Here is a 21,571-nt window from a genome sequence, read left to right on the forward strand (position 1 = left end):
CTACTGCGCGGGCTTGCGGAGCACGTAGCCGACACCGCGCAGCGTGTGGATCAGCCGGGGCTGCGTGGTGTCGACCTTGCGCCGCAGGTAGGAGATGTACGACTCGACGATGTTGTCGTCGCCGCGGAAATCGTAGTTCCACACGTGATCGAGGATCTGCGCCTTGGAGAGCACCCGGTTCGCGTTCAGCATCAGGTAGCGCAGCAGCTTGAACTCGGTCGGCGACAGCTGCACCCGGTTGCCTGCCCGGTAGACCTCGTGCGTCTCCTCGTCCAGCTCCAGATCGGCGAAGGTCAGCCGGGAACTCTCCTCGGCCGTCGCGCTGGTCCGGCGCAGCACCGCGCGGATGCGCGCGGTCAGCTCCTCCAGGCTGAACGGCTTGGTGACGTAGTCGTCGCCACCCAGCGTGAGTCCGCGGATCTTGTCGTCCGTCGCGTCCCGCGCGGTCAGGAAGACGACCGGCGTGCGCGTGCCGCCCTCCCGCATCAGCTTGATGACCTCGAACCCGTCCAGGTCCGGCAGCATCACGTCGAGCACGACCAGGTCGGGGCGCCGATCCCGGGCCGCCGCCACCGCCGCACTGCCGCTGATCGCGGTGGCGACGTCGAAGCCCGCGAAACGCAGGCTGGCCGACAGCAGCTCCAGAATGTTCGGGTCGTCCTCGACGACGAGCAGTCGTGCCTCAGTCTGTGTTGCGGCCATGCCGACATCATTACGCGCTGTTCTGGGGGGTTTCTGGAGACCCACTGAGAACAGTCTGTGAAAACCCAAGACCCAGAGCCCTCGATGGTACGTCCGAAGCCGCCCCACCACCGACGGGCCCTCGGCCGTGCGGCGCTTCCGCGGGCCTCAGCCGCGCAACAGCCGGCGGATCCTGGTCAGGGTCGCGTCCAGCACCTCGCCGATCTCGCGGACCTGGTCCTCCGTCGCCCGCACGCCCCGGATCATGGTCCGCGCCTCGTCGGCGAAGAGCGCCAGCGCCTCCTCCAGCTCGCTCCGCTCGCTCGCGGCGGTCGCCTCGTCCGGGGCGGTCGCGCTCCGCGGCCCGGCCGTGCCCGGGACCGTGTCGGGTGGCTCGGGGTGACCGGTATGACCGCTGCCGAAGATGATCCGGATGCCACTGGGCGTGCTCAGCGGGGGCGTTCCCGCTGCTCCGGCCCCACCGGGCGAGCCGAATCCGGGATGTCGGCCACCCGGCTCGCTCGGCGTGGCCGGAACACCCGGCGCACCCGGGACGCCCGGCGCACCCGGGGCCTTCGGGGCGCCCGGGGCACCGGGGGGGTGCGGGGGGCCGGGCGGGGCCGGTTGCTCCCAGCCGGGCCAGGACGGAGGTGGTGGCGCGGGCGGCGTCCACCGCGAGGTGGGCTGCTCGGTGCGGCGGGACTGCCGGGTGGCGTCGCGCAGCTCGCGCTTGAGGTCGCGGACCGAGCCCTGCACCTGCGACTGGATCTGACCGGCCAGACTGCTCAGGTCGCTGATCGACGCGGAGATCTCGTCCTCCAGCGCCCGCAGCTCGCCGGCCCGCTCGCGCAACTCGTCCCGGCCCGCGCCGGTGATCTCGTAGGTCTTGCGTGCGCCGGCTGCGGTGTGCGTCACCAGGCCTTCGGCCTCCAGCCGGGCCAGCCGTGGATAGATCGTGCCGGCGCTCGGCGCGTAGAGCCCGAGGAAGCGGTTCTCCAGCAGGCGGATGAACTCGTAACCGTGCTTGGGGCCGTCATCGAGCAGTTTGAGCAGGTAGAGCCGGAGTCGCCCGTGGCTGAAGACGGCCGTCATGCCAGCCCCTCGGCCGAGTCGCGGTGCACCGGCCCGGCGGCGGCCGGCTCGCCGTCGTCCTCGGCGGCCACGGCGAACCTGGACAGCAGCACGCCACCCTCCAGCTCGACCCGCGACACACTCCCGACCACGCCACCATCCTACGCGATACATCGCGATATACCCACGATCGGCCGGAGCGGTCCGCGGCATCGGCGCCGGGACGCGAGAAGCCTCCGGGCCGCGTCGGTGCGGCGCCGGAGGCTTGGTGGGATGGAGTCAGGCGGCCAGGTCCAGGCGGTCCTGGACCGGCGCGGGCGCGCCGGCCGCGGCGGCCGGGGCGGGAGCCGGGCGGCGGCGGTACGGACGGACGACGCCCTCGGCGGCGCGGGCCAGGACCTTGCGGTCCGCGTCCAGGTCGGGGTGCAGGGCCGGCTCGACCGTGACGACGGCCGTCAGCCCGCGGACCGCGATCACCCGAAAGGCGCAGGCGAAGAGGCTCTCGGCGGAGAGGAAGGTGGCGATGGTGCTGTCCGGGCCGTTCGCGCCCTCGCGGTAGCTGAGGCGGATCGGCACGACGACCGCGCCGGCGTCGACGGCGGCCTGGAACACGGCCGGGCGCCACCGGCCGGTGAGGGAGTTGTCGGCGCGGTGGCCGGGGCCGCCGGCGCCGCCGCAGCCGGTCGTGCCGGCCGGGAAGACCGCGACCAGGCCGTCCTCGCGGAGCGCGGCGGCGATCCGGGCGACGGTGGCGGGCAGCATCCTCGGGTGCCGGCGGTCGATGAAGATCGTGCCGACCAGGGTGGCCAGCACACCGATCACCGGCCAGTGGCGGATGTCGTGCTTGGCGGTCATCCGGGCCGGCGAGACGGCCAGCAGCGCGACCGTGTCCAGCCAGGAGTTGTGGTTGGCGACGAGGAGCGCCCGGCGGCGTGGCACGGCACCGGCGCCGCGCACGACGAGCCGGACGCCGGCGGCGGCGAGCACCGCGCGGGCCCACCAGCGGCCGGCGGCGTGCCGGCCGGAACCGGTCAGGAAGGGCAGGAAGGGCAGCAGCGCGAGACCACTGGTCAAGGCGCCGACCAGCGCCACGGCACGCACGGCCCGGCGAAGGCCGGAGACGCGCCGGTGGAAGCTCGAGACGGGCAGGCAGCCGCTGTCGCAGTTGGACCGGGGCTGAGCGAGCGGGGCGGGCAGCGGCGGGCGCCAGGGCGGCACGATGGCCGGTCCGGGAAGGACGCCCGACGGGTCAACGGTGTCCATGTTCACTGTGTAAGCGGGTGATCCCTCAGTGGCGTGTCGCGCGCCCCCGATCCCGATGTCAAGCACATGAACGATGCACGCAAGCAAGATCACTCATGCGCGTGACTCTGTGTCATGACTCAGGACGGGGTCTTCGGGGACGCCGAACGGGCCGCGTGTGAGCCGGAGAATCCACGGTGACCAGGCACGCAAGGCACATGTTTCACCCACGGGCAACCGAACGTGCGCCCAGGGCCGAAAGACCCCAATGCTGTGAATCTCGACACGGACGGATGTCGACGACATGACCCCGAATCACACGGCGTAGCCTGGAAACCGAAGTCTGACCCCACGTCAGCTCGCGGCAGTCAACGAATGCCTGTCACCTACCGCGACACAGACAAACCGCTCTGAAAGAGGCGATACCGGCCGTGTCGACCCAGCAAACTTCGCAGGACAATCCCCTGGCGGGCTTCGGCCCCAACGAGTGGATCGTCGAAGAGATGTACCAGCGGTACCTCGCTGATCCCACCAGCGTGGATCCCGCGTGGCACGACTTCTTCGCTGATTACAAGCCGACGGCGGATGCTGGTTCGATCGCGACGCCGGCGGAGGCCACCGCGGCATCCGGTGCGGGCTCCGCGGCGCGCGCGGGCACCGACGCGCCCGCCGCCAAGAAGGACGCGCCGAAGCCGGCCGCGAAGCCGCAGCCGAAGGCGGCCCCGAAGCCGGAGGCCAAGGCCCCGGCGAAGAAGGAGCCGAAGACGGTCACGCCCGGCACCGCGCCGTTGCGCGGCATCGCCGCCAAGATCGTGCAGAACATGGAGGCGTCGCTGGCGGTCCCGACCGCCACCAGCGTCCGCGCGGTCCCGGCGAAGCTGCTGGTGGACAACCGCATCGTGATCAACAACCACCTCGCGCGCGGCCGGGGCGGCAAGGTCAGCTTCACCCACCTGATCGGCTACGCGCTGGTCAAGGCGCTGGCGCTGCACCCGGAGATGAACAACAACTACGTCGAGACCAACGGCAAGCCCACGATCGTCACGCCGGAGCACGTCAACCTCGGCATCGCGATCGATCTGGCCAAGCCGGACGGTTCCCGATCGCTGGTGGTGCCGAGCGTCAAGGGCTGCGAGAACCTCGACTTCCGCGGCTTCTGGCAGGCCTACGAGGAGATCGTCCGCCGCGCCCGCCGCAACGAGCTGACGATGGAGGACCACTCCGGCGCCACCGTCTCGCTGACCAACCCGGGCGGCATCGGCACCGTGCACTCGATGCCGCGGCTGACGGTCGGCCAGGGCGCGATCATCGGTGTCGGCGCGATGGAGTACCCCGCGCCGTACGCCGGAATGTCCGATGAGACCCTCACCGAACTGGGCGTCAGCAAGGTCATCACGCTGACCAGCACCTACGACCACCGGATCATCCAGGGTGCGCAGTCCGGCGAGTTCCTGAAGGTCATGCACGAGCTGCTGCTCGGCGAGCACGGCTTCTACGACGAGATCTTCACCGCCCTGCGCGTGCCGTACGAGCCGGTTCGCTGGGTCCGCGACGTCGCCCGCACGTCCGAGGGCCAGATCGACAAGGCCGCCCGCGTCGTCGAGCTCATCCACGCGTACCGGGTGCGCGGTCACCTGATGGCCGACACCGACCCGCTGGAGTTCGAGATCCGCCGGCACCCGGACCTCGACGTGCTGGAGCACGGCCTCACGCTGTGGGACCTGGACCGCCAGTTCCCGGTCGGCGGCTTCGCGGGCAAGCAGAAGATGAAGCTCCGCGACGTGCTCGGCGTGCTGCGCGACTCGTACTGCCGCCGCGTCGGCATCGAGTACATGCACATCATGGACCCGGAGGAGCGCCGCTGGGTCCAGGAGCGCATCGAGATCAGGTACGAGAAGCCGTCGCCGGAGGAGCAGAAGCACATCCTCAACCGGCTGAACGCGGCCGAGGCGTTCGAGACGTTCCTGCAGACGAAGTTCGTCGGTCAGAAGCGCTTCTCGCTGGAGGGCGGCGAGTCGCTGATCCCGCTGCTCGACGAGATCCTGCAGGCCTCCGCGGAGAACCAGCTGGACGAGGTCGTGATCGGCATGGCGCACCGCGGCCGGCTGAACGTGCTGGCCAACATCGTCGGCAAGCCGTACGAGAAGATCTTCTCCGAGTTCGAGGGCCACCTGGACCCGAAGTCGGCGCACGGCTCCGGCGACGTGAAGTACCACCTGGGCATGACCGGCAAGTTCACCACGCCGGACGGCGAGTTCGGCACCACGGTCAGCGTCACGGCGAACCCGTCGCACCTGGAGGCCGTCGACCCGGTCCTGGAGGGCATCGTCCGCGCCAAGCAGGACCGGCTCAACCTCGGCCTGGAGGGCTACACGGTCCTGCCGCTGATGGTGCACGGCGACGCCGCGTTCGCCGGCCAGGGCGTGGTCGCGGAGACGCTCAACCTCTCCCAGCTGCGCGGTTACCGTACCGGTGGCACCGTGCACGTGGTCGTCAACAACCAGGTCGGCTTCACCACCGCCCCGGAGTACAGCCGGTCCTCGCTCTACAGCACGGACGTGGCCCGGATGATCCAGGCCCCGATCTTCCACGTGAACGGCGACGACCCCGAGGCCGTCGTCCGGGTCGCGCGGCTGGCCTTCGAATACCGCCAGACGTTCAACAAGGACGTGGTGATCGACCTGGTCTGCTACCGGCGCCGCGGTCACAACGAGGGCGACGACCCGTCGATGACCAACCCGCTGATGTACGCGATCATCGACAACAAGCGCAGCGTCCGCAAGGCGTACACCGAGGAGCTGATCGGCCGCGGTGACATCACCGTGGCGGACGCGGAGGAGCAGCTGCGCGACTACCAGGGTCAGCTGGAGCAGGTCTTCAAGGCCACCCGCGACGCGAACACGTCGTCCTCCGGCCGCCGGGCCCGGGTCGTCTCACAGGAGCCCGAGCCGGTGGTCGAGACCGCGATCGACGCGGAGACCGTGGCCCGGATCGGTCAGGCGCACATCGACCTGCCCGACGGCTTCACGCCGCACAAGCGGGTCCAGCAGCTGCTCGACCGGCGCGCCAAGATGGCCCGCGAGGGCAACATCGACTGGGGCTTCGGCGAGATCATCGCGTTCGGCTCGCTGCTCACCCAGGGTGTGACGGTCCGCCTCTCCGGCCAGGACTCGCGCCGCGGCACGTTCGTGCAGCGGCACGCGGCCGTGGTCGACGGGCGCACCGGCGCGGACTTCCTGCCGGTCGGGCAGCTCGCGGCCGGCCAGGCCCGGTTCTTCGCGCACGACTCGCTGCTCTCCGAATACGCCGCGATGGGCTTCGAGTACGGCTACTCGGTGGAGAACACCGAGGCGCTGGTGCTCTGGGAGGCGCAGTTCGGTGACTTCGCGAACGGCGCCCAGTCGATCGCGGACGAGTTCATCTCGTCCGGCGAGGTCAAGTGGGGCCAGCAGAACGCGCTGACGCTGCTGCTGCCGCACGGCCACGAGGGTCAGGGCCCGGACCACACGTCCGGCCGCCCGGAGCGCTGGCTGCAGCTGGCCGCGGAGGACAACATCCGGGTGGCGAACCCGACCACCCCGGCGAACCACTTCCACCTGCTGCGCCGTCAGGCGCTGTCGCCGAAGCGGAAGCCGCTGATCGTCTTCACGCCGAAGTCGCTGCTGCGCCACAAGCTGTGCGTGTCGTCCGTCGCGGACTTCACGACGGGCACGTTCCAGACCGTGATCGGCGACGCCGGCGTCCCCGACGCCGCGGCCGTGAAGCGCGTGCTGTTCTGCAGCGGCAAGGTCTACTACGACCTGGTCCAGGCGCGCGCGGAGCGGAAGATCACCGACACGGCCATCGTCCGGATGGAGCAGCTCTACCCGCTGCCCGTCGAGGAGCTGAAGGCCGAGCTGGCGAAGTACCCGAACGCGGAGGACTTCGCCTGGGTCCAGGAGGAGCCGGCCAACCAGGGCGCGTGGAGCTTCATCGCGCTGAACCTGCTGGAGCACCTCGACGGCCTGCGCCTGCGCCGCATCTCCCGCCCGTCCGCGGCCGCGCCGGCGGTCGGCTCGGCCAAGCTGCACGAGGCCGAGCAGGCCGCGCTCATCGAGGCGTCCCTGCCCCGCCCGTAAGACCGCAGGGCACGCAAGACCGCAGGGCACGCAAGACGCGCAAGACCGCAGGAAACGCAAGATCCGCGGAGGCTCGCAAGATCAAGAGCCTTCGCGGGTACGAGTACCGCTCCCCGCCACCGGAACGCCGGGTGGCGGGGAGCGCCCGTATGTAGGAGCAGCATGTACTTCACCGATCGCGGCATCGAAGAGCTGAACGAGCGCCGCGGCCAGGAGCAGGTCACCATCGAGTGGGTCGCCGAGCGCCTGCGCGACTTCGTCGACCTCAACCCCGAGTTCGAGACCCCGGTCGAGCGCCTCGCCACCTGGCTCGCCCGCCTGGACGACCCCGACGACGAGTAGCCGAGCGGAAGATCGTGACCAACGTCCCGCGTGACGTTGATCAAGGTACGAAGACCTGGGTGTCGCACCGCTCACCACGGGTAGGTTGAGGCTCGTGGGGCGAAGCGTCTACATTGCCGGGCTCGGACCCGGCGGCGGAAAGTCAACGATCGCGCTCGGCCTGGCCGAGCTCCTCTCCCGGCAGACGCCGCGGGTCGGCGTGTTCCGGCCGCTCGTGGCGACCCGCGGCGAGGCCGACCCGATGCTCGCGCTGCTGCGTGAGCGGTACCGGATAGACCGGCCGTACGAGGAGCTGTTCGGCACCACGTTCGCGGAGGCCTCGGCGATGGTGGCGGCCGGCCACCGCGAGGAGCTGATCTCCCGCGTGGTGGACCGCTACCGCGCGCTGGAGCGGCACTTCGACGCGGTCGTGGTGATCGGCAGCGACTTCGACGACAACGGCGAGCCGGGACCGGGCCTGCCCCGCGAGTTCGCGTTCAACGTGCGGCTCGCGACCGAGTTCGGCAGCGTGGTGATCCCGGTCGTCGACGGCCGGGACGCGGACGCGGACGAGGTCGCCTCCGCCGCGCGCGGCGCGTACCACAGCGTGCAGGACCTGGGCGCCACCGTGCTCGCGGTGATCGCGAACCGGGTGCCGGCCGGCACCGCCGCGCCGGCGGACCAGACCGTCCCCACCTACGTCATCCCCGAGGTGCCGACCATCTCCGCGCCGACCGTGGCGGAGCTGGCCGAGGCGCTCGGCGCGGAGGTGCTCAGCGGCGACGCGCGGGCGCTCGACCGCGACGTGCTGGACCTGGTGGTCGGCGCGGCCCACGTACCCGTGCTGCTCGATCATTTGACCGACGGCTGCCTGATGATCACTCCTGGGGACCGGGCCGACCTGCTGGTGGCCGCGGCCGCCGCGCACGCGGCCGGTGAGGTGTCGGTGGCCGGCCTGGTGCTGACGCTCGGCGAGCGCCCGGACGCCCGGGTCGCGCGGCTGATCGAGAGCCTGCACAGCGGCCTGGCCGTGCTGTCCGTGAAGACCGACAGCTACCACACGATCGCGGCCGCCAGCCGGATCGAGGCGGGCCTGAACGGCCGCAACCCGCGCAAGGTCCAGGCCGCGATCGGCGCGTTCGAGTCCATGGTGGACACCGAGGAGCTGGTCCGCCGGCTGGACGTCACGCGCAGCGCCCGGGTCACGCCGATGATGTTCGAGTACGACCTGATCGACCGGGCCCGCGCCGCCCGGAAGCGGCTGGTGCTGCCGGAGGGCACGGAGGAGCGCATCCTGCGCGCCACCGAGATCCTGCTACGCCGCGGCGTGGCCGACCTGACGCTGCTCGGCGACCCGGACGAGATCACCCGCAAGGCCCGCGAGCTGGGCCTGGAGATCGGCGGCGCGGAGATCGCGAACCCCGCGGCCAGCGAGTGGGCCGAGGAGTTCGCCGAGACGTACGCGGAGATCCGCAAGCACCGCGCGATGACGCTGGAGCTGGCCCGCGACGTGGTCCGGGACGTCAGCTACTTCGGCACGATGATGGTGCACACCGGGCGCGCGGACGGCATGGTCTCCGGCGCCACGCACACCACCGCGGCCACGATCCGCCCGGCCTTCGAGATCATCAAGACCGTGCCCGGCGTCTCCGTGGCGTCCAGCGTCTTCTTCATGCTGCTGGCCGACCGGGTGCTGGTCTACGGCGACTGCGCGGTCAACCCGGACCCGAACGCGGAGCAGCTCGCCGACATCGCGCTCTCCTCCGCGGAGACCGCGGCCCGGTTCGGCATCGAGCCGCGCGTGGCGATGCTCTCCTACTCGACCGGCACCTCCGGCGCGGGCGCGGACGTGGAGAAGGTCGCGGCCGCCACCCGGATCGTCCGCGAACGCCGCCCGGACCTGCCGGTCGAGGGCCCGATCCAGTACGACGCCGCGATCGACCCGGGCGTGGCCGCGACGAAGCTGCCGGACAGCACGGTCGCGGGCAGGGCCACGGTGTTCGTCTTCCCGGACCTGAACACCGGCAACAACACGTACAAGGCGGTGCAGCGCTCGGCGAACGCGGTCGCGGTCGGCCCGGTCATGCAGGCGCTGCGCCGGCCGGTGAACGATCTCTCCCGGGGCGCCACCGTCAAGGACATCGTCAACACGGTCGCGATCACCGCGATCCAGGCCGCCGGAGAAGCGAAGTGACACGCGTACTGGTGCTCAACACCGGGTCGTCCTCCCTGAAGTACCGCCTCTTCGACGGCACGGACACGGTCGCGAAAGGACTGGTGGAGGAGGTCACCGATCATCAGGCTGCGCTGCGGGACGTGCTCAGCGAACTCGATCTGCGGAATCTCGACGCGGTCGGCCACCGGGTCGTGCACGGCGGCCCGGACTTCACCGAGCCCACGCTGATCGACGACGACGTGGTGCGCACGATCGAGCGGCTGATCCCGCTGGCGCCGCTGCACAACCCGGCGAACCTCGCGGGCATCGAGACCGCGCGCAAGCTGCTGCCGGACGTACCCCAGGTCGCGGTCTTCGACACCGCGTTCCACAGCACGCTGCCGCCGGAGGCCGCCACCTACGCGATCGACGCGGAGACAGCGCGGAAGAACCGTGTCCGCCGGTACGGCTTCCACGGCACCTCGCACGCGTACGTCTCCCGCCGCACGGCCGCGCTTCTGGGCAGGGAGAACCGGCACACCAACGTGATCACACTGCACCTCGGCAACGGCGCCAGCGCGGCCGCGGTCGAGGGCGGCCGCAGCGTCGCCACCTCGATGGGACTGTCCCCGCTGGAGGGCCTGGTGATGGGCACGCGCAGCGGCAGCCTGGACCCCGCGATCATCTTCCACCTGCACCGGGTCGGAGGCATGTCGCTGGACGAGATCGACGACCTGCTGAACAAGCGGAGCGGCATGCGCGGCCTGGCCGGCGTCAGCGACATGCGGGAGGTCGAGTCGCGCCGGGCGGGCGGCGACGAGGCGGCCGCGCTCGCGTTCGGCGTCTACACCCGGCGGATCAAGGAGCTGGTCGGCGCGTATTACGCGGTGCTGGGCCGGGTGGACGCGATCACGTTCACCGCGGGCGTCGGCGAGAACTCGGCGACGGTGCGCGCGGCCGCGCTGGCCGGGCTGTCCGCGCTCGGCATCGAGGTGGACGCGGACCGGAACGCCGCGCCGGAGCGCGGCGAACGGATCGTCTCCACCGAGGCGTCGCGGGTGGTGGTGTGCGTCGTGCCGACCGACGAGGAACTCGAGATCGCCACGCAGGCCCGCGCCGTTCTCGGCGACTGACCGGGACTTACCGGACTTCAGGACTTCAGGACTTACAGAACGAAGAAGAGCACGACCGCCACGACGGCGACCGCCGCCACCACCCCGCCGATGATCAGCGGAAGGTTGCTGGACTTGACGGGAGCCGCCTCGGCCTGCTGCTCCTGCTCCTGACGGTTCATGTAGGCCCGGAACGCCATGGTGCTGCCGCTCGGGTCCTCGTACTCATCTGCCATGCCCCGACGATAGCGAAGCGCTACGACATTCACGCACAGCCGTACGCCTAGCCGACACGTGGCCCGAAAAAGCACTCCATGGGGCACATTTCCATCGAGGTCCGTCAAATCGCTACACGCAAAGTAGCGATCTAGACACTGAAGGTAATGTATCTGCGCGGCCTCATCAGAACCAGCCGTTCGGCCAGGGTCGATGACCGGTCGCACCCCTACCGTTCCAGACATGACGATGCGGGGCGCGCGTGTGCTGCTCACCGCCACCCTGCTGATCGCGCTCGCCGCATGCCAGGCCGCGCAGGCCGCCGCACCGGAGGCGCTCAGCCGGGCCGCGGGCGTGGCACCCGTCACACCGTACCCCGTGGGTGTCCGCACGCTGGATCTGGCACGCGGCCCGGACCGCCCGCTGCCCACCACGGTGTGGTACCCGGCGGACGGCCGCAAGGGCGAGCAGCGCATCCGCCCCGACGCCCGCCCCGCCGCCGGCCGCTTCCCGATCGTGCTGTTCAGCCACGGGCTCAAGGGCTCGCCACAACACTTCACCGCGCTGCTCACCCGCTGGGCCGCCGCCGGCTTCGTGGTCGCCGCCCCGGCGTACCCGTTCACCCACGCCCGCACCGCGAACTTCCAGCGGTGGGACGTCCGCAACCAGCCCGGTGACGCGGAACTGGTGATCGGGGACCTGGTCCGGCGCGACACGCTGCGCGGCGACATGTTCAAGGGCCGCCTCGACGTCGACCACATCGCCGCCGCCGGCCACTCCGCCGGCGGCTTCACCAGCGCCGGCCTGTTCACCGAGGGCCACGACCCACGCCTGCGCGCCGGCATCGTGATCGCCGGCGGCGGCCTCCCCGGCACGTTCGCCGGCCCCGAGGCCGCCCTGCTCTTCGTGCACGGCGGTGCCGACCCGGTCGTCGCCCCCTACGTCGCGCGCGCCGCCTACGACCGCGTCCCGTGGCCCAAGGCCTTCGTCACGCTCGCCGGCCAGGGCCACGGCGAATACCTCACGCCCGGCAACCGCGGCTTCTCCGAGGCCAACGACACGATGACCGACTTCCTCCGCTGGACCCTCTACGGCGACCGAAACGCCCGCACCCGCCTCCCGGTCGACGCCACCCTCCCCGGCGTCTCCACCATCACCGGCAAGATCTGAAGACCCCGGACCCCGACCTACCCACTCCCAGCACGGCCCAGCCCACCTGCTCCCGCGGGCGCTTGAGCCAGCCTGGGGACCAACCCCAGACCCCGACCTACCCACTCCCAGCACGGCCCAGCCCGCCTGCTCCCGACTCCGTTGCCCATTCGGCATCGGAAGCCGCGAGCCCTGCCCGGAGACCGGAAGCACCAGCCCGAAATTTCGCATTATTTCCGCCATAGCTCGGACAGCGTCGAGCGGAAGCCGGCGTGGTGGTCGCGTGCTGTCGCGACCACTCATGCCCGAAGGATCATTGACCGACACGAAAGAGAGGTTGAATATCGAAGTTGACCTCTCTTTCGTGTCGGTCAATGATCCTTTACGGCGAGCCACCGCCGAATGGGCAACGGAGTCGCTCCCGCGGGCAAACCGCGCGGAGGCCTCCGACTCCGCTAGCGCTCCGCTCCGGTCGCCGCGTCGGAGCCGGTGTCCGTGTGGTCACCGGAACCCACGCGGCCCTGCCGCCGATCACCCTGCGCCCGGCGACCTACGGCATGAAACGGTGCGGCGTCACCCGACGCGTCGAAGCATGGGTTCCGTGTCCGCGAGCGCGGGCACTTCGTGCCCGAAATATCGGTCTATGGTCGCCACCGCTGCGGCGGGCTTCGGAGACGCTTTGCTCTGCTTACCCCGGGAGGGCAGGCACTTCGTGCCCGGATCGTCAGCTCGTAGCCGCCGCAGATCACCGAAGATCTATGAGCGCGCTGCAACGCCCGTCCGGTCGACCCCTGCGGGTACCTCTCGTCCCGAAGCCGCGCCGCGCGCCCGAAATATCGCCGAATCCCACTCCGGCCGGGAGTGCCGACTCAACGCAACGCCATCATTTGACCCTGTGTGATCAATCAGTTGAGCAAAAGAGAGGTCATCTTCGATGTTTGATCTACCTTTTGCTCAACTGATTGATCACACAGGCATTCAGACCCGGCAACGCCGACCCATCCGGCGCGGCGAAGCGTGTTACCCACGGACTTTGTCCGGAATTCGGGCATGACGTGCCGGCCTGCGGCAGGTTGTGCACTCGCGCCCATAACCCGCACACGGCGCGCGCGTCCCGGCGTCGCGCAACGAAGCCGCCCTCTGCGGACAAGCTGGCACCGGCATGCCGCGCCGTAGCGGTAACCGGCGCCGCAACGGTAACCCGCGCCGCAGCGGTAACCGGCGCCGCAGCGGCATGCCGTCGCCGCAGCGGCGGTCTCGTCGGGGGCCGGCTTCCGGGTGGACACCGCGGCCCACACGGGCTCATGGCCCGGTTGCGACCCGGCGCCCCCTGCGGACCCGCCGGCCTCAGGACGCGTCGTTCTCCTGCGGTCCGTAACCCAGCGCCCGCGTCGACGGCGGCGCCACGATCAGGGCCACCACCGCGATCCCCAGCACGATCAGCGCGATTCCCAGCCACGCCAGGCCGCCCTGAATCATGTAGTAACCGATCGCCAGCAGCATCAGCTGCACCACGATGCCGGGCGCCCGCGCCCCGCCCCGGTGATTCCCCAGCGCCCGCGCGATCGCGTAGATGGCCGCGGATGCCAGCACCGTGAAGACCGTGAGGCTCAGCGCCACCCCGAGATCCGTCGGCGTGGAGGTGATGTCCTTGAAGACCAGGAAGATCGCGATCGCCCCGACCACCACGGCCTGCGCCTTCAGCAGCAACACCGCCGCCTTCAGCGTCAGCGGCGAGACAACGGGCAGGGCCGCGGGGGAAGCGGACTCAGTGCTCACCCCCCGTACGATACCGGCCCCACCGGCCCGCCCCCATGCGCGCACATAATCGACTATGTTGGTATCGACGGTTCCCGCTACCCCTGGAGCGATTCATGCCAGCGCCTGTCGATCCGCATCCGGCGAAGCGGACTCCGCCGCCGGTGAGTCCGCCCGAGTCGCGGGGGCGGGACCACTCCGAGTCCATGGCCACCCCCGCGGAGCAGGGACCGCCGTCCGGTGATTTCGATCTGTTCGCCGCCGTGGGCATCACCGTGACCGAGGAGGGCAAGCGCCGCGCTCGTGAGCGGCGCCTGGCCGTCGAGCGGGAGTGGACCCGGGAGAAGCGAGATGCCCTCCGCCGGCAGCTCGGCCTGCCGCCGCGGGGTGCCGAATGACCGACCGCCCGATACGCATCCTGCTCGACGCTTCAGCGATCGCCGCGTTCTGTCGCGGCTCCGTGCACGTCGGTGAGCCGATGTCGGAGGTGCTCGACGAGGGCGCCGTGGTGGGCCTGCCGCTGCTCTGTCTCATCGAGTCCCACCGGCTGATCGCCGAAGCGGACCTGCTCCATCACTTGGTCGCGCGCGAGTCCACGGTGATCCTCGCCCCCGCTGCGGAGGTGTGGCGCGACGTGGCCGCCTACACCGACGTCGTCGGCCGAATGGATGCGGCGTCCGCCGCCGTCGACCTCGACGCGAGTCTGCTCACCACTCAGCCCGAGCTGTACAGCGACCTTCCCGACGGCGGGCCGATCATCTCGGCGGCATAGCCGGCGCGCCACCTCGAGTGGCTCGTGATGGTTGGTCAGGGTCCGCCGAAGCGCCGGCCGTTCATGGGCAGCGGAGTGATGCCTCGCATGGTCCTGAGCGCCTGCGTACCACCCCGGCACCAGTTTTGGATACCGCCGTTCCGCGCCCGCACATAATCGACTATGTTATCGGCGAATAGCCGCCGCCGAACGAAAGCGTCGTCACCACAGGGCAGTGCGGGCGCCTGAGTGACGACTGAAAGGGCTCACCGTGCCGGAACTGGACTTCCTGATGCTCTGCGACCACGTGCGCGCCGAGGGCGCCATCGTGCACCTGGTCGCCGCCGGCATCGACCGGATCTACATCGAGCAGCTGCCCGGCGTCGTGCCGATCGGGATCGCCGCCCGGGTGAGCTTCGCCGACGCGGTGGTGCCGGCCGACGGCCTGCCCCGCACCGAACTGGACTTCCAGGGGCCGGACGACCGCACGATCGTCAGTTTCCGCGGGGTGTCCTCGGTCCGCGACGTCGGTGCCGAGACGCATCCCGATCTCCTGCGCGCCATCCTCGCCGCCAACATCGTGCTTCCCCTGCAGGACTTCGGACGACACAGATTGAGGTTCCTCGTCGGCGGCGTGCTTCTCAAGACCATCCCGTTCGTGGTCGTCGACCAGCCGCCGGAAAGGACGTGACGCCGTGCCACTCGACTTCACCGAGCATGCCCTGCAACGGATGTGGCAACGCGACATCCTGATCGAGGACGTGGAGAAGGCACTCCGCAATCCGATCCGGCGTGAGGCCGGCGAGCCCGGCACCGTCTGGATCTACGGCTACGCCGCCACGGGCGAGGAGCTTAAGGTGTGCGTACGGGCCGGCGACGAGGAGTTCGTGATCACGGCCGTCTGGGCGAGCCGATGAGGGAGGCCAGCGCGATGGCGATCAGCACCGTGCATGACAGGGAGGCCGACGCGGTCTACGTGACCCTCGCGCACGGCGCGCCGGTGCGCACCGTGGAGTTCGATCCGGGCACCGTCGTCGACGTGGACGCCGCGGGCAACCCGATCGGCATCGAGATCCTCCGCCCCTGTCGGGAGTGGCCCCTCGCGGCGATCAGCGAGCGGTTCGCCCTGAACGCGGCCACCGTCGACACGCTCGCCTCGATCGCGGACGGCTTTCGCCGCCCCTTTCACGTGAGCGACGCCTTCCGGTCCATCGACATGTCCCGCCTCGTTCAAGCGCCCTGCTAGAGCCTGTATCGACGTGGGAGACGGGCTGCGGCGAGGCCCAGGCGCCACCTGCCGCACGTCGCGAAAACTCACATACAACACCGGTATGAGGGCGTCCGCGCCGCAACACCCAGCCGACACCTGGACCGCGCCTCGCTCCGGCCCCCACGTCGACACGGGTTCTACAGCTCGTCGTCGAATTCGGCGATGTCGCCGCCGGATTCGGCCGCCTCGGCGATGCGGTCCCGGGCGCCCTCGTCGCCGTAGAGAGACCAGCGGAGGAACTCGGTCGTGGTGGCCGCCAGCAGCTCGAACGCGTCCCCGCGGGAGAGCGCACCGACATGGTCGCCCTCCGGCAGCGTCAGCATGGCCTTCGGCCACGGGACCGCGTCATAGGCGGATTTACCCGATGAGTACGGCACGACCTGGTCGAGTTGGCCGTGGATGAACAGCATCGGGGTCTCCTTGCCGGAGAAGCCGGTGCCGACGCCGAGCGTGCTGCCGGCCAGCACGATGCCGGCGTCGAGGCGGGTGTCGCGGCCGCGGGTGAACTCGCCGATCGTGGTGATGCCGCCGGCGGAGTGACCGGCCGCGGCGACGCGGTCGGTGAGCAGGCGGCCGGAGAGGCGGTCGCCGTCCTCGTCGTTCAGCGCCAGCACCGCGGTCAGCACGTGCGCCGCGTCGGCCGGCTGGTTGAGCACGTCGAGCGCGTTCTGCTGGCTGCCGGCCGTCGTGTTCGGATAGGCCGGCGCGGCCACCACGAATCCGGCCGCGGCCCAGCTCGCCAGCAGGTTGCGGTAGTCGGCCGGCCTACCGCCCAGCCCGTGACTGAAGATCACGACCGGGAACTCGCCGCTCTCCGACTCCGGGTACCACACCGTGGTCGGCAACTCCCGCTCTCCGCGCGCCAGCCGCAGCGTCCGCTGCCCCACCTCGAACGTCTCCGCCGGCGCGACCCCGGGCGGCGGCGGCCCCGCATCCTCCGGCGTCGGCTCGGCCGCGGCCGGTCGCGCCGGACTCCCCCCACCGCCGAGATCAACCCCACAACCCGCGGGCAACAGCATCAGCGGTACGACGAGAGCAAGCACTTCACGGCGGCGGCGCACCCGCCCGATTGTGCCCGCGCAACACCCCCATCGACCACCGCACCCACCCACACGTGCCGCCCGCCGGCATGAAGCGCGAGGCACTGGTCCTTCGGCGTCGGAGTCACCGGGCGGCGGTCTTCTGGTGATTCAGGCCGGCGGCTCACCCGACGTCGAAAGGTCAGTAAGCAGAGCAAGGGTCCCGCCTGAGTCGGGCCGGACCACGCCGGAAGCGGGAGGATCGGGCCGTCGGTGTGCCGGCGGTCGGGTTGCCGGAGGCTTCGTGGCGAGTGAGAACGCGGTCAGAAGCTGGTGCGGCGGGTCAGCAGCGTGATGGTGGCCTTGCCGTCGGCGGCGCCGGCGGAGGCGGCGGTCGTCAGGGCGGTGAGGACCTTCCAGGCGAAGCTGGACTCGGACGGCAGCTTGGCGCCGCGGACCGTGGGCACGCTGACCTGGACCGTGAGCGCGTCCTCGGTGACCGAGAAGCGGCACTCCAGGTCGGCGCCGCGCGGTGCGATCGCGAGGAGCATGGCGCAGGCCTCGTCGACGGCGATGCGGAGATCTTCGATCTCGTCGAGTGCGAAGTGCAGGCGGGCCGCGAGGCCGGCCGTCGCGGTGCGCAGCACGCTGAGGTAGCCGCCGTCGGCGGGCACCGTGAGCAGCACGACGTCGTCGTCCGTCGTGGGTTCCATCGTCAGATCAGTCACCGGGCCATCCCCCCGATCGGCGACTCTACCGCCTCCGCCGCCCGTGAGGTGCGACGTGTCGGTGTGGTATTTCCAGCGGATCATTGCAGCACGCCGGCCGGCGCACCGTGAGGAGTGCACCGGCCGGGACGGCGGGCCGGTTCAGGCCTGCTTGGTCTCCCAGAAGATCTTGGAGATCTCCTCGATCTTGCCGAGCAGCTCCTCGGCCTTGGCCGGGTCGGCCGAGCCCTTGGCGCCGGCGGCGCCCGCGAGCTTCGTGGCCTCGTTGAAGAGGCTGTGCAGCTGCGGGTACTTCTCGAAGTGCGGGGGCTTGAAGTAGTCGGTCCACAGCACCCACAGGTGGTGCTTGACCAGCTCGGAGCGCTGCTCCTTGATGATCAGGGCCCGAGTGCGGAACTCCGGGTCCTGGTTGGCCTGGTACTTCTCGCAGATCGCCTTGACCGACTCCGCCTCGATGCGGGCCTGAGCCGGGTCGTAGATGCCGCACGGCAGGTCGCAGTGGGCGCTGGCAACGGTGCGAGGAGTAAACATGCGCGGGAGTCGCATCAGGAATCCTCCGGTGAGCAGTTGCGATGATCCTCAGTGGGAACACTACTCCTGGCACTCGTGCCCGGACCGAGAGAGGTGAAACGCGTGATTCTGCCGGTTCTGGTGCACGGGCCGTCGATGGTGCCGACGCTGCGTCACGGTGACGCGGTGCTGGTGTGGGAGCGCGCCCGGATCCGGCCCGGCGACGTGGTGGTGGGCGAGTTCCGGTCCCGGCCCGGGCTGCTCGTCATCAAGCGGGCCGTGCGGGAGCAGGACGGGGGCTGGTGGCTGCAGGGCGACAATGCCCTGATCACGGACGATTCCCGGGCGTACGGTGTGGCCGATGTGCGCGGTCGTGTGACATTTCGATACTGGCCGAGGCCGTCGCTCCTGGGCCGCTGACCGTTACTGTCGAGTTCGACCCCACTCACCCGTGGGGTGCACGCCGGGCACTATGCTCGGCCGCTACACCGGGTGACCCCCGTGCACTCCGCCGGTCAGCGCTGACCACGGCCTGCTTCCGGCTGAGCATGTCTTCTTCCTGCTCGGCCGCTTCCGCGCGCGCCGGGCGTTCTCAGTCACGGAGTGGAGTCCCCAATGGCATCCGCTGATCCCGTCTTCGACCTGCACCGCGGCGGCAAGATGACCGTCGCGTCGACCGTGCCGCTGCGTAGTCGCGAGGATCTGTCGCTCGCGTACACCCCCGGCGTGGCCCGCGTCTGCGAGGCCATCGCGGAACGTCCCGAGCTGGCCGCCGACTACACCTGGACCGGTAACGCGGTCGCGGTGGTCACCGACGGTTCCGCCGTGCTCGGGCTCGGCAACATCGGGCCGCGCGCCGCCATGCCGGTGATGGAGGGCAAGGCGATCCTGTTCAAGCAGTTCGGCGGCGTGGACGCGGTGCCGATCTGCCTCGACACCCAGGACGTCGACGAGATCATCCGGGTGGTGACCGCGCTGGCGCCGTCGTTCGGCGGCATCAACCTGGAGGACATCAGCGCGCCGCGCTGCTTCGAGATCGAGCGCCGGCTGGACGAGGCGCTGCCGATCCCGGTCTTCCACGACGACCAGCACGGCACCGCGATCGTCACGCTCGCGGCGCTGCGCAACGCGGCCACGCTGCTCGGCCGCGACCTCGGCGACCTGCGTGTGGTGATCAGCGGCGCGGGCGCGGCCGGCGTCGCGGTCACCCGGATGCTGATCGCCGGCGGCGTGCGCGCGGACCGCGTGGTGGTCTGCGACTCCAAGGGCATCCTGCACCAGGGCCGGTCCGGGCTGGGCGGCGCCAAGGACGAGCTGGCCGCGCTGACCAACCGGGTCCGGCTGACCGGCGGGATCGAGAACGCGCTGGACGGCGCGGACGTGCTGATCGGCGTCTCCGGCGGCACGATCGACGAGTCCGCGGTGGCCCGGATGGCGCCGGGCGGCATCGTCTTCGCGCTCGCCAACCCGACGCCGGAGGTGCACCCGGACGTCGCCGCCCGGTACGCGGCCGTGGTGGCGACCGGCCGCTCCGACTACCCGAATCAGATCAACAACGTGCTGGCGTTCCCCGGCGTGTTCCGGGGTGCTCTGGAGGCCCGCGCGCGCACGATCACGGACGCGATGAAGGTGGCGGCCGCGGACGCGATCGCGGGCGTGGTGACGGGCTCGCTGACCGCGGACGCGATCGTTCCCTCCCCGCTGGACCCGCGGGTGGCTCCGGCCGTGGCCGCGGCGGTGGCGGCAGCGGCGGTGTGATGCCAACGGCGGCGGTGCGGGCCGGGAGCAAGGCCCGCACCGCGGCCGCAGGAGCGCTAACGTGCGTTTCATGCGTGCTGCCTTCGCGTCCAGGATCGACGAGACCGACCCGCTCTCCGCGCTGACCGTGGGCGAGCGTCCCGAGCCGGAGCCGGCCGGCGACGACTGGGTGACCGTGGAGGTGCGGGCCAGCTCGCTCAACCACCACGATCTCTGGTCGCTGCGCGGCGTCGGCCTGGCGGAGAAGCAGCTTCCGATGATCCTCGGCTGCGACGCGGCCGGGATCGCGCCGGACGGCCGCGAGGTGGTCGTCTACCCGGTGGTGCCGACGCCGGCCGACCCTCGCGGCCTGTCCATCCTCTCCGAACACCACCAGGGCACACTCGCGGAGCGGGTGACCGTGCCGGCGGCCAACCTGATCCCGAAGCCGCCCGCGCTCGCGTTCGAGGACGTGGCCTGTCTGCCGACCGCGTGGCTGACGGCGTACCGGATGCTCACCTCGCGCGGCCGGGTCGCGGAGTCGGACGCGGTGCTGGTCCAGGGTGCCGGCGGCGGCGTGGCCACCGCGGCCGTGATGCTCGCGGTCGCGATGGGCAAGCGGGTGTACGCGACCAGTCGCGACCCTGGCAAGCGCGAGCGGATCGCCGCGCTCGGCGCGACCGCGGTGGAGCCCGGCGCGCGGCTGCCCGAGCGCGTCGGCGTGGTGATCGAGACGGTCGGCGAGGCCACGTTCGACCATTCGCTCAAGTGCGCGGGCTTCGGCGCCCGGATCGTGGTCTGCGGCGCGACCGCGGGCCACCTGCCGCGGGTCAACCTGCGCCGCGTCTTCGCTATGAGCCTGGAGATCCTGGGGACGTCGATGGGCACGCCGGACGAGCTGTCCGCACTGCTCGGCTTCTGCGCGGAGACGGGCGTCCGGCCGGTGATCGACTCGGTGTTCGGCTTCGGCGAGGCCGGCGCCGCGTTCGCGCGGCTGGCGTCCGGTGACGTGTTCGGCAAGATCGTCCTCGACCACACGCGCTGACGCACCGTGAGCAACGACAACTGCGCCGTGTAATCGACAGTTAACCCGAGAGTCACTCGAACCATCGTCGGGCGATCGGCGGAGAAGAACGCCGAGAGCGTAGTCGGGCGACTACTCCGGAGCCCGGATGATCGGCGCCTTCTTCGCCGGCAAGGACGCGCCCGAGAGGGGACGTCACGGTGGCGCGCGGTGGATGCATTGGCACGCGGATCGCATCGGGCGCGTGTGTGCAAGCCCAATACGGTGATCGCCCGGTTTCGGTGAGTCCACATGCGCCATTCGTGATCTCGCGATAGCGCGGACTGCGATCAGTCGGCCACCCGTCGCGCGGGGCCCGCTTGCACTTTGGGGCAGATTTTCCGGGAGCACGCGACCGGTGGGGGTCATCCGGCGTTTAGCTTGCATGACCTGCCCGAATACGGCCCGGCGGCGAGCGGCCGCAGCCGTACCAGCTTGACGGTGAGTATCTTGGCATGCAACGGAAAGTACAGTTTCGCGAAGTCCCGGACGCGGCGCGTGTAATCTGCTAGAGAGTGGGTACCCGCCCAATATCAGGTTGAGAGACCTAGATCCAACAGATCACGGTCGTGGCAGCCAGCACAAGAAACCGGGCCGGAAATGACGGCAATGCGGCGGGGACCGTACTACATTGACTTTTGACTGTCGCGTGCCGGGTGTCGGAGGAAGA

The 21,571-nt window shown here is 70.6% G+C and carries 22 protein-coding genes; 13 read left to right on the forward strand and 9 right to left on the reverse strand.

Annotation, left to right across the window (positions count from 1 at the left end; all coding sequences use genetic code 11):
• From J2S43_RS30130 to J2S43_RS30145, 4 genes are all read right to left on the reverse strand, one after another.
• Complete coding sequence (locus J2S43_RS30130; RefSeq protein WP_306834949.1) at positions 1-702, reverse strand: response regulator transcription factor; 702 nt, start codon at positions 700-702, stop codon at positions 1-3.
• A gap of 147 nt (positions 703-849) precedes the next feature.
• Entirely contained in the window at positions 850-1,773 is a 924-nt protein-coding gene (locus J2S43_RS30135) for a PadR family transcriptional regulator (RefSeq protein WP_306834950.1), read from the reverse strand.
• The gene (locus tag J2S43_RS30140; RefSeq protein ID WP_306834951.1) at positions 1,770-1,904 is read right to left on the reverse strand and encodes a hypothetical protein; all 135 of its coding nucleotides are present in this window, start codon (positions 1,902-1,904) and stop codon (positions 1,770-1,772) included. The genes J2S43_RS30135 and J2S43_RS30140 overlap by 4 nt, the downstream gene beginning before the upstream one ends.
• A 127-nt stretch (positions 1,905-2,031) precedes the next feature.
• Positions 2,032-3,015 carry a lysophospholipid acyltransferase family protein gene (locus tag J2S43_RS30145; protein ID WP_306834952.1) on the reverse strand — a complete coding sequence of 328 codons (984 nt, stop codon included), beginning with the start codon at positions 3,013-3,015 and terminating at the stop codon, positions 2,032-2,034.
• Between the two features lie 410 nt (positions 3,016-3,425).
• On the opposite strand from J2S43_RS30145, the gene J2S43_RS30150 reads away from it, so the two are divergent.
• From J2S43_RS30150 to J2S43_RS30165, 4 genes are all read left to right on the forward strand, one after another.
• Positions 3,426-7,112: a multifunctional oxoglutarate decarboxylase/oxoglutarate dehydrogenase thiamine pyrophosphate-binding subunit/dihydrolipoyllysine-residue succinyltransferase subunit gene (locus tag J2S43_RS30150; RefSeq protein WP_306834953.1), complete on the forward strand. Its 3,687-nt coding sequence runs from the start codon at positions 3,426-3,428 to the stop codon at positions 7,110-7,112.
• A 162-nt stretch (positions 7,113-7,274) separates the two neighbouring features.
• Positions 7,275-7,454, forward strand: coding sequence for a DUF6104 family protein (locus J2S43_RS30155; protein ID WP_306834954.1), 180 nt, complete (start codon positions 7,275-7,277; stop codon positions 7,452-7,454).
• An 85-nt stretch (positions 7,455-7,539) separates the two neighbouring features.
• Complete coding sequence (pta, locus tag J2S43_RS30160; RefSeq protein ID WP_306834955.1) at positions 7,540-9,627, forward strand: phosphate acetyltransferase; 2,088 nt, start codon at positions 7,540-7,542, stop codon at positions 9,625-9,627.
• Positions 9,624-10,721, forward strand: a complete 1,098-nt coding sequence (locus tag J2S43_RS30165) for an acetate kinase (protein WP_306834956.1) — start codon at positions 9,624-9,626, stop codon at positions 10,719-10,721. The genes pta and J2S43_RS30165 overlap by 4 nt, the downstream gene beginning before the upstream one ends.
• Positions 10,722-10,753: 32 nt before the next feature.
• Here the strand turns inward: J2S43_RS30165 and J2S43_RS30170 are convergent, their stop codons facing one another.
• Entirely contained in the window at positions 10,754-10,936 is a 183-nt protein-coding gene (locus J2S43_RS30170; protein ID WP_306834957.1) for a hypothetical protein, read from the reverse strand.
• A 229-nt stretch (positions 10,937-11,165) separates the two neighbouring features.
• Between J2S43_RS30170 and J2S43_RS30175 the strand changes: the two genes are divergently transcribed.
• Positions 11,166-12,086, forward strand: a complete 921-nt coding sequence (locus J2S43_RS30175; protein ID WP_442320073.1) for an alpha/beta hydrolase family protein — start codon at positions 11,166-11,168, stop codon at positions 12,084-12,086.
• Positions 12,087-13,412: 1,326 nt separating this feature from the next.
• On the opposite strand, the gene J2S43_RS30180 is transcribed toward J2S43_RS30175, so the two are convergent.
• Positions 13,413-13,844, reverse strand: coding sequence for a hypothetical protein (locus J2S43_RS30180; RefSeq protein WP_306834959.1), 432 nt, complete (start codon positions 13,842-13,844; stop codon positions 13,413-13,415).
• 95 nt (positions 13,845-13,939) lie between these two features.
• On the opposite strand from J2S43_RS30180, the gene J2S43_RS30185 reads away from it, so the two are divergent.
• From J2S43_RS30185 to J2S43_RS30205, 5 genes are all read left to right on the forward strand, one after another.
• Complete coding sequence (locus J2S43_RS30185; protein WP_306834960.1) at positions 13,940-14,221, forward strand: hypothetical protein; 282 nt, start codon at positions 13,940-13,942, stop codon at positions 14,219-14,221.
• On the forward strand, positions 14,218-14,595 hold the full coding sequence (locus tag J2S43_RS30190) for a hypothetical protein (protein ID WP_306834961.1): 378 nt from the start codon (positions 14,218-14,220) through the stop codon (positions 14,593-14,595). The genes J2S43_RS30185 and J2S43_RS30190 overlap by 4 nt, the downstream gene beginning before the upstream one ends.
• A 250-nt stretch (positions 14,596-14,845) precedes the next feature.
• Complete coding sequence (locus tag J2S43_RS30195; protein WP_306834962.1) at positions 14,846-15,265, forward strand: DUF6941 family protein; 420 nt, start codon at positions 14,846-14,848, stop codon at positions 15,263-15,265.
• Between the two features lie 4 nt (positions 15,266-15,269).
• Entirely contained in the window at positions 15,270-15,491 is a 222-nt protein-coding gene (locus J2S43_RS30200; RefSeq protein ID WP_306834963.1) for a DUF4258 domain-containing protein, read from the forward strand.
• Positions 15,492-15,505: 14 nt separating this feature from the next.
• Complete coding sequence (locus J2S43_RS30205) at positions 15,506-15,820, forward strand: DUF2283 domain-containing protein (protein ID WP_306834964.1); 315 nt, start codon at positions 15,506-15,508, stop codon at positions 15,818-15,820.
• Positions 15,821-15,981: 161 nt separating this feature from the next.
• Here the strand turns inward: J2S43_RS30205 and J2S43_RS30210 are convergent, their stop codons facing one another.
• The 3 genes from J2S43_RS30210 to sodN all read right to left on the reverse strand — a co-directional run bounded on the left by J2S43_RS30210 (position 15,982) and on the right by sodN (position 18,137).
• On the reverse strand, positions 15,982-16,863 hold the full coding sequence (locus J2S43_RS30210) for an alpha/beta hydrolase family protein (RefSeq protein ID WP_306834965.1): 882 nt from the start codon (positions 16,861-16,863) through the stop codon (positions 15,982-15,984).
• A gap of 323 nt (positions 16,864-17,186) precedes the next feature.
• Positions 17,187-17,576: an ATP-binding protein gene (locus J2S43_RS30215; RefSeq protein WP_370881791.1), complete on the reverse strand. Its 390-nt coding sequence runs from the start codon at positions 17,574-17,576 to the stop codon at positions 17,187-17,189.
• Between the two features lie 156 nt (positions 17,577-17,732).
• Complete coding sequence (gene sodN, locus J2S43_RS30220; protein WP_306834967.1) at positions 17,733-18,137, reverse strand: superoxide dismutase, Ni; 405 nt, start codon at positions 18,135-18,137, stop codon at positions 17,733-17,735.
• 78 nt (positions 18,138-18,215) lie between these two features.
• Between sodN and J2S43_RS30225 the strand changes: the two genes are divergently transcribed.
• The 3 genes from J2S43_RS30225 to J2S43_RS30235 all read left to right on the forward strand — a co-directional run bounded on the left by J2S43_RS30225 (position 18,216) and on the right by J2S43_RS30235 (position 20,883).
• Positions 18,216-18,521 carry a S26 family signal peptidase gene (locus tag J2S43_RS30225; protein ID WP_306834968.1) on the forward strand — a complete coding sequence of 102 codons (306 nt, stop codon included), beginning with the start codon at positions 18,216-18,218 and terminating at the stop codon, positions 18,519-18,521.
• A 195-nt stretch (positions 18,522-18,716) separates the two neighbouring features.
• Positions 18,717-19,859 (forward strand): NAD(P)-dependent malic enzyme, encoded by a 1,143-nt coding sequence (locus J2S43_RS30230; protein ID WP_306834969.1) that lies wholly within the window; start codon positions 18,717-18,719, stop codon positions 19,857-19,859.
• Between the two features lie 70 nt (positions 19,860-19,929).
• Positions 19,930-20,883: a zinc-binding dehydrogenase gene (locus tag J2S43_RS30235; protein ID WP_370881670.1), complete on the forward strand. Its 954-nt coding sequence runs from the start codon at positions 19,930-19,932 to the stop codon at positions 20,881-20,883.
• Positions 20,884-21,571 lie beyond the last annotated feature (688 nt).

Source organism: Catenuloplanes nepalensis, assembly GCF_030811575.1.
Classification (GTDB): domain Bacteria; phylum Actinomycetota; class Actinomycetes; order Mycobacteriales; family Micromonosporaceae; genus Catenuloplanes; species Catenuloplanes nepalensis.